The sequence below is a fragment of the Streptomyces chryseus genome, from assembly GCF_014650755.1.
GTDB lineage: Bacteria > Actinomycetota > Actinomycetes > Streptomycetales > Streptomycetaceae > Streptomyces > Streptomyces chryseus.
Map to the genome: position 1 here is coordinate 546,099 of NZ_BMVO01000001.1, position 13,196 is coordinate 559,294.

At 72.5% G+C, this 13,196-nt stretch carries 9 protein-coding genes; 5 read left to right on the forward strand and 4 right to left on the reverse strand.

The features are described 5' to 3' along the window. Window position 1: 1 nt before the first annotated feature. The gene (locus tag IE185_RS02520; RefSeq protein WP_138895653.1) at window positions 2-1,276 is read right to left on the reverse strand and encodes an extracellular solute-binding protein; all 1,275 of its coding nucleotides are present in this window, start codon (window positions 1,274-1,276) and stop codon (window positions 2-4) included. A gap of 309 nt (window positions 1,277-1,585) precedes the next feature. Between IE185_RS02520 and IE185_RS02525 the strand changes: the two genes are divergently transcribed. From IE185_RS02525 to IE185_RS02535, 3 genes are all read left to right on the forward strand, one after another. Then, a complete protein-coding gene (locus tag IE185_RS02525) occupies window positions 1,586-3,211 on the forward strand; it encodes a glycoside hydrolase family 13 protein (protein WP_189714505.1) in 1,626 nt (541 codons plus the stop codon). A gap of 25 nt (window positions 3,212-3,236) precedes the next feature. Then, the gene (locus IE185_RS02530) at window positions 3,237-4,256 is read left to right on the forward strand and encodes a LacI family DNA-binding transcriptional regulator (protein WP_138896773.1); all 1,020 of its coding nucleotides are present in this window, start codon (window positions 3,237-3,239) and stop codon (window positions 4,254-4,256) included. A gap of 75 nt (window positions 4,257-4,331) precedes the next feature. After that, entirely contained in the window at window positions 4,332-5,228 is an 897-nt protein-coding gene (locus IE185_RS02535; RefSeq protein WP_138896772.1) for a phosphatase PAP2 family protein, read from the forward strand. A 75-nt stretch (window positions 5,229-5,303) separates the two neighbouring features. On the opposite strand, the gene IE185_RS02540 is transcribed toward IE185_RS02535, so the two are convergent. Beyond that, window positions 5,304-6,878, reverse strand: coding sequence for an amidohydrolase (locus IE185_RS02540; protein ID WP_138896771.1), 1,575 nt, complete (start codon window positions 6,876-6,878; stop codon window positions 5,304-5,306). 14 nt (window positions 6,879-6,892) lie between these two features. Next, window positions 6,893-8,365 (reverse strand): APC family permease, encoded by a 1,473-nt coding sequence (locus IE185_RS02545; protein WP_138896770.1) that lies wholly within the window; start codon window positions 8,363-8,365, stop codon window positions 6,893-6,895. Window positions 8,366-8,501: 136 nt separating this feature from the next. On the opposite strand from IE185_RS02545, the gene IE185_RS02550 reads away from it, so the two are divergent. Together IE185_RS02550 and IE185_RS02555 are read left to right on the forward strand one after the other, a co-directional pair. Further along, entirely contained in the window at window positions 8,502-9,116 is a 615-nt protein-coding gene (locus IE185_RS02550) for a TetR/AcrR family transcriptional regulator (protein WP_138896769.1), read from the forward strand. A gap of 39 nt (window positions 9,117-9,155) precedes the next feature. Then, window positions 9,156-9,902: a sporulation protein gene (locus tag IE185_RS02555; RefSeq protein ID WP_138896768.1), complete on the forward strand. Its 747-nt coding sequence runs from the start codon at window positions 9,156-9,158 to the stop codon at window positions 9,900-9,902. A 51-nt stretch (window positions 9,903-9,953) separates the two neighbouring features. Here the strand turns inward: IE185_RS02555 and IE185_RS02560 are convergent, their stop codons facing one another. Next, the gene (locus IE185_RS02560; RefSeq protein ID WP_138906738.1) at window positions 9,954-12,950 is read right to left on the reverse strand and encodes a bifunctional [glutamine synthetase] adenylyltransferase/[glutamine synthetase]-adenylyl-L-tyrosine phosphorylase; all 2,997 of its coding nucleotides are present in this window, start codon (window positions 12,948-12,950) and stop codon (window positions 9,954-9,956) included. Between the last annotated feature and the right edge of the window lie 246 nt (window positions 12,951-13,196).

Below are 13,196 nucleotides of genomic sequence, written 5' to 3' on the forward strand. Positions count from 1 at the left end.
GTTACTTCCAGCCCTTGAGGAGCTTGCGGTACTGGTCGCCGGTGGCCTTGGCGCCCTTCTCCGGGGCGGTCTGGCCGGTGAGGACCTTGGTGTACTCGGTCACCAGCGGCGCGAAGAGGCTGCCGGTCTCCGGGATCCAGGGGCGCTCGACGGCCTTGTCGACGACCGGCTTGAAGAAGCCGACGATCTGGTTGTCCGAGACGCCCGGCTGGGAGTAGACCGAGGTACGGGTGGGGAGCAGGCTCAGCTCCTTGGCGACCAGCGCCTGGCTCTCGGCGGAGGTCATGTACTCGCTGAAGGCGTACGAGGCGTCCAGGTTCTTGGAGCCCGCGTAGACGGCGAGGTTGTGGCCGCCCTGCGGGGCGCCCTGGCTCTTGCTGCCGGCCGGGACGGTGGTGATGCCCAGGTTGGCCTTGTCCTTGAACTCCTTGCCGGCGAAGGTGTCGGCGACGGCCCACGGGCCGTTGATCATCATCGCGACCTTGCCGTCCTTGAACGCCGACTGCATGTTCTCCCAGCCGTCGGTGGCGTCCGTCTTGGCGGCGCCGGAGTCGACCAGGTCCTTCACGACCTTCAGCGCCTTGACGCCGGGCTCCTGGTCGACCGTGACGCTCTTGCTCTTGGCGTCGACCAGGTCGCCGCCCTCGCCGTACAGGAAGGAGAGGAACCAGTACGCGTCGTCGCCGCGGAGGTAGAGGCCGGTCTTGCCGGTCTTGTCCTTGATCTTCTTCGAGACGGTCTTCAGCTCGGCGATGGTCTTGGGCACCTCGACGCCGGCGTCCTTGAAGATCTTCTCGTTGTAGAAGAGACCCATGGAGTCGATGACCTGCGGCACCGCGTAGGTCTTGCCCTGGTACTTCGTGCTGGCCGCGGCCTGCGCCAGGAAGTCCTTGCCGTCCTTGAGGGCGGCGGTGCCGTCCAGCGGGGCGAGGTAGCCGAGGTCCGCGAACTCGGGGGTCCAGGCGACCTCGGAGCGGATCACGTCGGGGGCTCCGGAGCCGGACTGGGCGGCGTTCTTGAACTTGTTCTGCGCCTCACCGAACGGAACGTTGACGTACTTGACGTCGACGCCCGGGTGCTTCTTCTCGAAGCCTTCCGCCAGCTTCTTGAAGACCTTGTCCTCGCTGCCGACGGTGGAGGTGTCCCACCAGGTGACGGTGCCGGACAGCTTGCCCGAAGCCTTCTTGTCACCGGTTTCACCGCTGTCTCCGCCGCATGCGGTCGCCGCGAGCGCCAGGGTCGCGACCAGGGCGGTGGCCGTTATGCCACGTCGCATCTGAACTCCTTCAACTGCCGAACCGCTCCGTCGCGGCGCCGGGTCGTCGAGGAACGTAACAAGGATGAAAGAAGTCCGAAAGAGCTTGCGAAGATTTTCCGCAAGGGCAGCCGATCGTTACATCGGCGTGTCCTCACGGTTGCCGTCGAACCCCTTGTCAGCGGGCGCGCGCCCGGGTTATCGGGCCTGCCGCCGACCCTGCAAGCACTACCGCAAGGACTTGCAGCCCTGTTACTTTCAAGGTGCGTCCGCGTTGATCTCGTAGTGACCGACCAAGGCCAGGCCCGCCCCGTACGAGAGGGACCTTTCATGACGCAGGAGCTCGCACCCACCCGGCCGGCCCCGGAGCGCGGCTGGTGGCGCGACGCCGTCATCTACCAGGTGTACGTGCGCTCCTTCGCCGACAGCGACGGCGACGGCATCGGCGACCTGCGCGGCATCCGCGAGCGCCTGCCCCACGTGGCGGCGCTGGGCGCCGACGCGCTCTGGCTGACCCCCTTCTACGCCTCGCCCCAGGCCGACGGCGGCTACGACGTGGCCGACTACCGCACCGTCGACCCGCTGTTCGGCACCCTCGACGACGCCGCCGAACTGATCAACGCCGCCCACGACCTGGGCCTGCGGGTGATCGTCGACATCGTCCCGAACCACACCTCCGACCAGCACGCCTGGTTCCGGGCCGCCCTGGCCGACCGGCAGGGCGGCCCGGCCCGCGACCGCTACCACTTCCATCCCGGGCGGGGCGACGCCGGGGAACTGCCGCCGAACGACTGGGAGTCGGTCTTCGGCGGACCCGCCTGGACCCGCACCCCCGACGGCGACTGGTACCTGCACCTCTTCGCGCCCCAGCAGCCGGACCTGAACTGGCACAGCCCCGAGGTCCACGAGGAGTTCGAGTCGATCCTGCGCTTCTGGCTGGGCCTGGGCGTGGACGGCTTCCGCGTCGACGTCGCCCACGGCATGGTCAAGGCGGAGGGCCTGCCCGACATCGGCGCCCGGGAGCAGGCCAAGATGATCGGCTCCCAGGTGCTGCCCTTCTTCGACCAGGACGGCGTCCACGACATCCACCGCTCCTGGCGCAGGCTGCTGGACTCGTACGACGGCGAGCGCGTCGGCGTCGCCGAGGCATGGGCCCCCTCCCCCGAGCGCCTGGCCCTGTACGTGCGCCCCGACGAGCTGCACCAGGCGTTCAACTTCCAGTTCCTGAACTGTCCGTGGGACGCGCAGGCCATGCGCGCGGTGATCCAGACGTCACTCGCCGCGACCGCCCTGGTGGGCGCCCCCACCACCTGGGTCCTGTCCAACCACGACGTGGTCCGCCACCTCACCCGTTACGGCGGCGGGGACGAGACCCTGGGGCTGCGCCGGGCCCGCGCCGCCGCGCTGCTGATGCTGGCGCTGCCCGGTTCGGCGTACCTCTACCAGGGCGAGGAGCTGGGCCTGCCGGAGGTCACCGACCTGCCCGACGAGGTCCGCCAGGACCCGTCCTTCTTCCGCACCGACGGCCAGGACGGCCTGCGCGACGGATCGAGGGTCCCGATGCCCTGGTCGGGCGACGTGCCGCCGTACGGCTTCTCGCCCCAGGGCGCCGCCCCGTCCTGGCTGCCGCAGCCCGAGGCCTGGAAATCGCTCACGGTCGAGGCCCAGACCGGCGACCCGCACTCCACCCTGGAGCTGTACCGCTCGGCGCTCGCCCTGCGGCGCGAGCTGCCGGGCCTGGGCGACGGGCCGATGACCTGGGAGCAGCCCCCGGGGGGCTATCCGGACGGGCTGCTCATGTTCAGCCGCCCCGGCTTCGTCTGCACCCTCAACACCACGCCCCGGCCGGCCGGACTTCCCACCCCCGGGCGTCTGCTGCTGGCCTCCGAGGCGCCCGCCGAGGACGGCGCCATCGTCACCCTCCCGGCCGATTCGTGCGCTTGGTGGGCAATCTGACATGCGCCCGGTACAGTCCACTCCCATGACCGCACGGCTTGCCGACATCGCAGCCCAGGCGGGGGTCAGTGAAGCGACGGTCAGCCGCGTACTCAACGGCAAGCCCGGGGTAGCCGCGGCCACCCGCGAATCCGTACTTGCCGCGCTCGACGTCCTCGGATACGAGCGCCCCGTGCGCCTGCGCCGGCGCAGCGCGGGACTGGTCGGCCTCATAACCCCCGAGCTCGAGAACCCGATCTTCCCGGCCCTGGCCCAGGTCATCGGCCAGGGTCTGACGCGTCAGGGATACACCCCGGTCCTCGCGACCCAGACCCCCGGCGGCTCCACCGAGGACGAGCTCACCGAGATGCTCGTGGACCGCGGGGTCTCCGGCATCATCTTCGTCTCCGGGCTCCACGCGGACACCACGGCGGACATGCAGCGCTACGAGCAGCTGCGCGCCCAGGGTGTCCCCTTCGTCCTGGTCAACGGCTTCTCGCCGAAGGTCCAGGCGCCCTTCATCTCCCCCGACGACCGCGCCGCGATGCGGCTCGCGGTCACGCACCTGGCGTCGCTGGGCCACACCGGTATCGGCCTGGCCGTCGGCCCGAAGCGGTTCGTTCCCGTACTCCGCAAGATCGAGGGCTTCCGCGCCGCGATGCAGGAGCGGCTCGGCCTCGGCCCCGAGCAGGCGGAGGAGCTGATCCAGCACTCGCTCTACACGCTGGAAGGCGGCCAGGCCGCCGCCTCGGCCCTGATCGAGCGGGGATGCACGGCGATCGTGTGCGCCAGCGACATGATGGCGCTCGGGGCGATCCGCGCCGCCCGCCGCCTGGGTCTCGACGTACCGCGCGACATCTCGGTGGTCGGCTTCGACGATTCGCCTCTCATAGCGTTCACGGACCCTCCCCTGACGACCATCAGGCAGCCGGTGACGGCGATGGGGCAGGCCGCCGTCCGTACGCTCCTCGAAGAGGTCGGCGGCACACCGGCACCGCACAGCGAGTTCGTCTTCATGCCCGAGCTGGTAGTACGCGGTTCAACCGCATCGGGCCCCCGCCCATAGCGCGCAGCACGTGCATGCGTCACCCGACCGGAGGATGATCGGAAGGGTGGTGCTCATCTGGCAGACTCTCTCCCCATGGGTGACGCGACCGTGAAGACTCTGGAAGGCCGGACGGCCACCGACCCCTCACCCGTCGTGGACGAGGAGCAACAGGAGCAGCCTTCCGCACGGTCCGCTGCTCTGAAGAGGCTGCGTTCCCCGCGCCACCCGCGCATCTGGTTCGAGATCCTGCTGATCGCGGTGAGTTACTGGACGTACTCGCTGATCCGCAACGCCGTGCCGGAGCAGAAGGCGGCCGCCCTGCGCAACGCGGACTGGATCTGGCAGGCCGAGCAGAGCATGGGCACAGCGTTCGAGGAGAGCGTCAACCGCGCCGTCAACTCGGTGACATGGCTGATCGTGTCGATGAACTACTACTACGCGACCCTGCACTTCGTCGTCACGATCGGCGTGCTGGTCTGGCTCTTCCGCTGCCATCCCGGCCGTTACGCCGCGACCCGCCTGGTCCTGTTCGCGACTACGGGAATCGCCCTGCTCGGTTACTACCTGTATCCTCTCGCGCCGCCGCGCCTGATGAACGGGCACGGCTTCATCGACACCGTCCTGGTGCACCAGACCTGGGGCTCGATGGCCTCGGGCAACTTCAAGAACATGTCGAACCAGTACGCCGCGATGCCCTCGATGCACATCGGCTGGTCCCTGTGGTGCGGCGTGACGATCTTCGCCCTGGCCTCGGTGCCCTGGGCCAAGGTCCTCGGGCTGCTCTATCCGACGCTGACCCTGGTCGTGATCGTCGCCACCGCCAACCACTTCTGGCTGGACGCGGTCGGCGGCCTGATCTGCCTCGCCTTCGGCTACGCCCTCAGCTGCACCTGGTACGGGGCGCTGCCGAACCGCCTGCCGAAGGTCGTCGCCGAGGACGCGTCCCGGCCGCGGACCGGCCGCCGGCCGTGGCCGCTGCGCGCTCAGTAGCCGCCGCCGGCTCGTACGGGCCGCCGCCGACCCGGCGGCGGCGCGGGACACGGGCAGGGCCGGCCCCGCCGCGCCTCAGCCCCGGTGCGTGATCCGTCCACCGGCCACGGTGAGGCGTACGGGCGCCTGCGCCACCTCGTCGGCGGGAGCCTCGACCGGGTCGACGGTGAAGGCCGTCAGGTCCGCCCGCAGTCCCGGTGCGATGCGGCCGGAAACGGCCTGCTCGCCCGCCGCCACCGCCGCGTGCGTGGTGCAGCCCTCCAGGGACATCAGCCCGGTCAGCGAACGCCCGGCCTCGGCGGCGCCGCGCGGGGAGCGCGCGGTGGCCAGGACCTGGCGGGCGTCGTAGGCGGCGATGGGCCAGTCGGAGCCGAGGGCGAGCACGGCGCCCGCGTCCCGCAGGTCGCGGCAGCGCCAGGCCCGGGCCGCCCGCTCGTCGCCGAGCCGCTTCGACCACTCGTCCGTGTGGTCGGCGCGGGTGTACGCGGTGTGGGGGGGCTGCATCGAGGCGATCACGCCGAGCCGCGCGAAGCGGGCGATCTGGTCCTCGGGGACGGTCTCGATGTGCTCGACACGGTGGCGCAGCCGGCCGCTCGCGCCGAGCGACTCGACGGTGTCCAGGACATGCCGGACGGCGGCGTCCCCGATGGCGTGGGTGGCCGTGCGCACCCCCGCCGTGTGGAGGTGGCGTACGGCTTCGGTGTACGCCGCCGGGTCCGGCCAGAACGCCTCGGTGCCCTGGCCGTGGCAGTCGGCGTGCTCCAGCCAGGCGGTGCCGCCCTCGACCGTGCCGTCCATGAAGAACTTGACGCCGCCGACGCGCCAGAGGCGGCCGGACGCCTGCTGCAGGGCGACGAGCTCGTCGAGGTCGGCGGCGGTCGCGCCCGGCATGCACCACGGGGCGAGGAGGAGCCGTAGCGGAAGGTCCCCGGTCTCCTCGACGGCGGCCAGCAGGTCGAGACAGTCGCCGCCCAGGTCCATCACGTGGGCGCCGGTCAGACCGGTCGCGGCCATCGCCGAGAGCAGCTCCCCGAGGCGGGCGCGGCGTTCGGTGTACGACGGCCTGGGCGCCACGGCGTCGACGAGCTCCATGGCGGCGTGCTCGATCAGGTGCCCGGTGGGGCGGCCGTCGGCGTCGCAGACGATCTCCGAGCGCTGCGCGAAGGAGCGGGGGCCTGTGATGCCGGCGGCCCGCAGCGCGGCGCCGCTGACCAGGGCCGAGTGTCCGTCGTACAGCCGGATGAAGACGGGGGCGCCGGGTACGGCGTCCTCGATCAGGGTCCGGTCGACGGGCCGGCCGCCGAAGGCGTTGTGGTCCAGGCCCCAGGCGACGATCCAGCCGTCGTGCCGCTCGGCGCCGGCCAGGGCGGCGCGGAGCGCGTCGAGGTCGCGTACGGCGGAGAGGTCGAGCCCGGTGGACCTCTCCAGGCCCCACACCGGGTGGCTGTGACTGTCGACGAGGCCGGGGGTGAGCGTGGCGCCGGTCAGGTCGGCGGTCTCGGTGCCCGCTCCCCGCCAGTCCCGCACGTCCGGTTCGCCGCCGACGGCGACGATCAGCCCGTCCTTGACGACCACGGCGGTGGCCTCGGGGCGGGTGCGGTCGAGGGTGCGGACGCGGGCGCCGGTGAGGATGAGGTCGGCTACAGGCATGGTGTTCTGCTTCCCTACTCGTTCGGTTCTGCGGCGAATCCGGCGTACAGCCGGGGCCTGCTGCGGCGCAGGCGCAGGGCGAGGGCGACGCCCGCGAGGAAGACGGCGGGCACGATCGCGACGAGCGTGATGTTGACGCCCGTGCCCGCCCCGGTGAACAGCTCCACGTTCGTCGCCACCAGCCACAGCGCGACGGCGAGCAGTACGGCGGCGACGGCCGGGGCGACGGTGGTGCGCCAGATGTTCTCGGTGTGGCCGGCGCGCCGGAAGAAGAAGGGCACGGCTACGGCGGCCAGCAGCTGCAGCGCCATCAGCCCGATCATGCCGGGGGTGTTCACCCACAGCAGCAGCTCGGTGTACGGGTCCGCCCCGGCCAGGGCGAAGCCGAGGACCACGACCAGGCCGAGGGCGGTCTGCGCGGCGCCGGCGACGTGCGGTGAGCGGTGGCGGGGGTGGACCCTGCCGAGCGCGGCGGGCAGGACGCCTTCCTCCGCGAGGGAGAGCCCGTAGCGGTTGATGGCGTTGTGGAAGGCGAGGAGGGACGCGATCACGCTGGAGACGATGAGGACGTGCATGAGGTCGGCCGCCCAGCTGCCCACGTATGTGGTGATGGCGGTGAAGAACAGGCCACCGGTGTCGTCGGTGGCGGCCTGCACGACCTGGTCGGAGCCGTACGCCTGGATGACCGTCCAGACGATGAAGGCGTAGAAGAGACCGAGGAACGCGACGGCCGTGTAGGTGGCGCGCGGGATCGTGCGGGCGGGATCGCGGGCCTCGCGGCGGTAGATGGCCGTGGACTCGAAGCCGGTGAACGCGGCGAAGGCCATGGCGAGGACGGCGACCATGCCGGGGCCGGCGATGTTGCCGGGCGTGAACGCGTCGGCGGACAGGCCGTGGGCGCCGCCCTCCAGCAGGACGCCGCCGGCCAGCAGGACCAGGATGCCGGTCTCGGCGAGGAGCAGGACGCCCAGGACCTTCGCGCCGAAGTCGATCGACCGGTGGCCGAGGTACCAGACCAGCAGGAGGCCGGCGAGGGACACCGGGAGCCACGGTATGTCGGCGCCCCACAGAGACGTGACGGTGTCCTGGGTGGCGCTGGCGAGCAGGCCGTAGACCCCGATCTCCATGCCGTTGTAGCCGATCAGGGCGAGCAGCGCGGCGCCCATGCCGACCGGGCGGCCGAGGCCCCGGGTGATGTACGCGTAGAAACCGCCGCCGTGGCGGACGTACCGGGTCATGGCGGTGAAACCGACGGCGAACACGGCGAGCGTGACGCCCGCCATCAGGTAGCCGGCCGGGGCGCCGACGCCGCCGAGCATGATGGCCAGCGGGGCGACGCCGGCCATGACGGTGAGCGGGGCGGCGGCCGAGACGACGAAGAAGACGATGTCCGAGGTGCCGAGCGTGGCACGGCGGAGGGTGGGCGGCCCGGCGGCCGGCCCGGTTCCCCGCCGGGGGATCTCGGAGCTCTTGGGGGTCACAGGCATGCGGGGAGGAGCCCTTCTGCGGCAGGCGGGAAGCAGGGGCGGAACAGAAACCTAAAGGCTTTCGGTTTCGGCAATGTAGCCTCCACGTGGGCATCCGGGAAGACCTGGGAGATACGAGAAGAAGGGCACACCGCGCATGGGGCGACCACGCACTCCACTCCTCGACCAGGAGCGCATCACCACGACCGCGCTCGAACTGGTCGACGCGCAGGGCGAGTTCAGCGTCCCCCAGATCGCGCGGCGGCTGGGGGTGCAGACCGGCTCGGTGTACCACCACGTGGACGGCCGGGACGGGATCGTCGAGCTGCTGCGGGTACGGGTCGCCTCCGCCATCGACACCTCGACGCTGGACCTGCGGCCCTGGGACGCCGCGCTGACCGCCTGGGCCCGTTCCTACCGCGCCGCGTTCGCCGCCCACCCCCGCGCGATCCCGCTGCTGATGACGTCACCGGTGCGCGCGCCCAAGGTGCTCGGCCAGTACGAGCGGGCGGTGGGCCTGCTGCTGGCCGCGGGCTTCGCCGCGGCGGACGTGATGGTCGTGGTCAGCGCGCTGGAGAACCTGGTGCTGGGCTCGGCGCTGGACATGGCGGCGCCGGTGACGATGTGGGAACTCCCCGACGAGACGACGACGCCGGAACTGGCACGGGCCCTCGCGGCGGCCGGCCCCGACCGCACCCACGCGGCGTTCGACCTGGCCCTGGCGGGGTTCGTCGCGCACTGCCGTTGCCTGCTGGGGGGTTCGTCTGCCTAGGGTGCCTGCGCACCGCACTTCAGGGAGGGGACCCTTTTCATGGCATTCCGTAAGTTTCTGAGCTCGCTGGGCATCAACGCGCCGAGCGTCGAGACGGTGGTGGAGAACCCGGCCGTCCGGCCGGGCGAGCAGCTCCACTGCACCGTGACGGTCCGGGGCGGCGGGGCGGACGTGGAGGTCGAGCGGCTGCGGCTGGAGCTGGTGGTCCGGGCCGAGGACCGCGAGGCCGACGGCTCGACCGCCTGGGCCAACCCGTACACCGTGGTCGAGGCCGGTCTCGGCGCGTTCGTGCTGCCCGCCGGTGGGACCGTCACGCACCGGATCGCCCTCGACGTGCCGTGGGAGATGCCGCTCACGCACGCGCGGGGCGGGAGGATCAAGGGGGGCCGCGCGGCTGTCCGTACCGAGCTGTCCATCGACAACTCCGTGGACAAGGGCGACTTCGACGAGATCGAGGTGCACGCCCTGCCGGCGCAGGACACGCTGCACCAGGCGCTCGCGGACCTGGGCTTCAGGCTGCACGAGGCCGAGGTGAAGGTCGGGGCCTGGCCGGCCAGGCTGCAGGACCGGCGGGTGGCGCCGTACTGGCAGGAGACCGACTTCTTCTTCCCCGAGTCCGCCGGGCGCGGACGGTTCGAGCTGGAGGCCGTGTTCGTCGCCCGCCAGGACGCCGTCGACCTGCACCCGGGCGGCTACCCGCCGGCCACGTTCGCGTACGCCGACATGGACCTGGCGAAGTGGACCGCCGCACTGGACGCGCACATCCGTTCGTACTGGGCCGGCTAGTCCGGGATCCTCCCGGCCGGCCGGAAGACTCGGCCGGCCGGAGCGGCCCCGTCAGGACCCGTAGAACAGCTCGTCGACGACGGCCCGCGCCCGCCGCGTCGTGCGCCGGTAGTCGTCGAGCATGTCCCCCACGTGCCCGGCCTCGTACCCCAGGTAGCGGGCGACGGCGCCCAGTTCGCGTCCGTCCGAGGGGAAGGTGTCGCCGGGCCTGCCCCGCACCAGCATCACCGCGTTGCGCACCCGCGTCGCCAGGACCCACGCCTCGTCCAGCACCGCCGCGTCGTCCGCCGCGATGAGGCCGGCCTCCCGGGCCGCCGCCAGCGCCTCGCGGGTACGGGTGGTCCGCAGGCCAGGCACCCGCGCGCCGTGGCGCATCTGCGTCAGCTGGACCGTCCACTCGACGTCGCTGAGCCCGCCCCGGCCGAGCTTCGCGTGCAGCGTCGGGTCCGCGCCGCGCGGCAGCCGCTCGGACTCCATGCGCGCCTTGAGCCGCCGGATCTCGCGCACCGCGTCCTCGCCGAGCCCCGCCTCGGGATACCGCAGCGGATCGACGAGCTCGACGAACCGCCGCCCGAGGTCCGCGTCGCCCGCCATCGGATGGGCGCGCAGCAGCGCCTGGCTCTCCCAGACCAGCGACCACCGGCGGTAGTACGCCGCGTAGGAGGCGAGCGTACGGACCATCGGCCCGCTCTTGCCCTCCGGGCGCAGGTCCGCGTCGATCAGCAACGGCGGGTCGGAGGTGGGCAGTTGGAGCAGCCGCCGCATCTCGGCGACGACCGTGTTCGCGGCCCGCGCCGCCTCCTGCTCGTCGGCGTCCTCCCACGGCTCGTGGACGAACAGGACGTCCGCGTCGGACCCGTAACCCAGCTCGTGGCCGCCGAAGCGCCCCATCCCGATCACGGCGAACCTCGTCGGCAGCCGCTCCCCCCACCGCGCCCGCACCGCCGCCCGCAGCGCCCCGGCCAGCGTGGCGGCGTTCAGGTCGGTCAGGGCGTTGCCGACGCGGTCGACGAGGGCGCCCGGGTCCTGTTCCGCCGGGCTCTCCTCGGTTCCGTACGATCCGACCAGGTCGCCCGCGGCGGTACGGAACAGCTCCCGCCGCCGCACCCCGCGCGCCGCCGCCACCGCCGCCTCGGCGCCGTCCGCGCGCCCGACCGCCGCCAGCACCTCCTGTTCCAGGTGTGCGCGGCCGCGCGGCTTCAGGCCCTCCGGGTCGCCGAGCAGCGCCACCGCCTCCGGGGCCCTCAGCAGCAGATCGGGGGCGAGCCGCCCGGCGGACAGGACGCGCGCCAGGTTCTCCGCCGCCGCGCCCTCGTCCCGCAGCAGCCGCAGGTACCAGGGCGTCTTGCCCAGCGCGTCGGACACCTTCCGGAACCCCAGCAGCCCGGCGTCCGGGTCGGCGGAGTCCGCGAACCAGCCAAGCAGCACGGGCAGCAGCGTCCGCTGGATCGCCGCCTTGCGCGTCACCCCGGACGACAGCGCCTCCAGGTGCCGCAGCGCGGAGGCGGGGTCGGCGTACCCCAGCGCTTCGAGGCGCTGTCCCGCCGCCTTGGGGCTGAGCCGGATCTCGCCGGGGGCGAGCTGCGCGACGGCGTCGAGGAGCGGCCGGTAGAAGATCTTCTCGTGCAGCCGGCGCACCACCGACGCGTGCCGCCGCCACGCCCGGTTGAGTTCGGCGACCGGCTCCGTGCGCAGTCCGAGCGAGCGCCCGAGCCGCCGCAGGTCTGCCTCGTCCTGCGGCACGAGGTGGGTGCGCCGCAGCCGGTACAGCTGGATGCGGTGCTCCATGGCGCGCAGGAAGCGGTAGGCCTCGTCGAGCTGCACGGCGTCCGCCCGCCCCACGTACCCCCCGGCCGAGAGCGCCTTGAGCGCCCCCAGCGTGGAGCCCTGGTGCAGGGTCGCGTCGCTGCGCCCGTGCACGAGCTGCAGGAGCTGTACGGCGAACTCGACGTCCCGCAGCCCGCCGGGCCCCAGCTTCAGCTCGCGGTCGATCTGCGCGGCCGGGATGTTGTCGACGACGCGGCGGCGCATCTTCTGCACGTCGGGGACGAAGTTCTCGCGTTCGGCGGCCTGCCACACGAGGGGCGACACCGCCTCGACGTACGCCTCGCCCAGCGCCAGGTCGCCGGCGACCGCCCGCGCCTTCAGCAGCGCCTGGAACTCCCACGTCTTGGCCCACCGCTGGTAGTACGCGAGGTGGCTGGAGAGCGTCCGTACCAGCGGCCCGTTGCGGCCCTCGGGGCGCAGGTTCGCGTCGACCGGCCAGATCGTGCCCTCGATGTTCGTCTCGGAGCAGACGCGCATGAGGTGCGAGGCCAGGCGGGTCGCGGCGCGCAGGGCCTTGTCCTCGTCGGCGCCGCGCGGCCCCTCGGCCGCCTCCGCCACGAAGATCACGTCCACGTCGGAGACGTAGTTCAGCTCGTGACCGCCGCACTTGCCCATCGCGACGACCGCGAGCCGGCACATCGCCGCGTCCTCGGGGGCGGCGGCACGGGCGATGGCCAGCGCCGCCCGCAGGGTCGCCGTCGCCAGGTCGGCCAGCTCGGCGGCGGTCTGCGCGACCCCGGTCGTGCCGCACACGTCGCGCGCGGCGATCGACAGCAGGCAGCGCCGGTACGCGACCCGCAGCGACACGGGGTCCGAGGCGCCGGCGAGGCCCCGCTCGAAGTCGGCGACGCCGGGGTGCAGGTCCGCCGCCTCGTACGTGACCAGCGCGTGCCAGTCGCGCGGGTGCCGCGCCAGGTGGTCGCCGAGCGCCTCCGACGCGCCGAGCACGCCGAGCAGCCGGTCCCGCATGGGCTTGGCGGTGACGAGGGTGTCGAGGAGGACCCGCAGCTCGGCCGGGTCCTGGGCCTCCGCGAGCCGTACGAGCCCGAGGAGCGCCAGGTCGGGATCGGCGGTCGCGCCGAGCGCGTCGAGGAGCACCGGGTCGCCCCGCACGGCGGTCAGCTCGGGTGCGTCCAGCAGCCGCTCGGCGGCGGACGGATCGGTGAAACCGTGCCGCAGCAGCCTCGTGAAGGTACTGCTCCTGCGCCCCGGCGCCGACATTCTGCCTCCCGCTCCGGCCGTCCCACGGTCCGTACGACCGTCCGGTCAAGGTCCGGCTCACGAGCCTATCGGCAGGAGCCCGGGGGCGGCCCGCGGCCCGGCGCGGCGGCCGCCGGCCGGGCCGTGGCCAGGGCCGTGAGGGAGCGGGGCTGTGACGGAGAAGGCCAGTGAGATCCGCAACATCAGCGGTTCCCGGCGCGGGTGAACCGGGCGGCACGTGAAACCCTCTTCACTTCTGCTCCACAG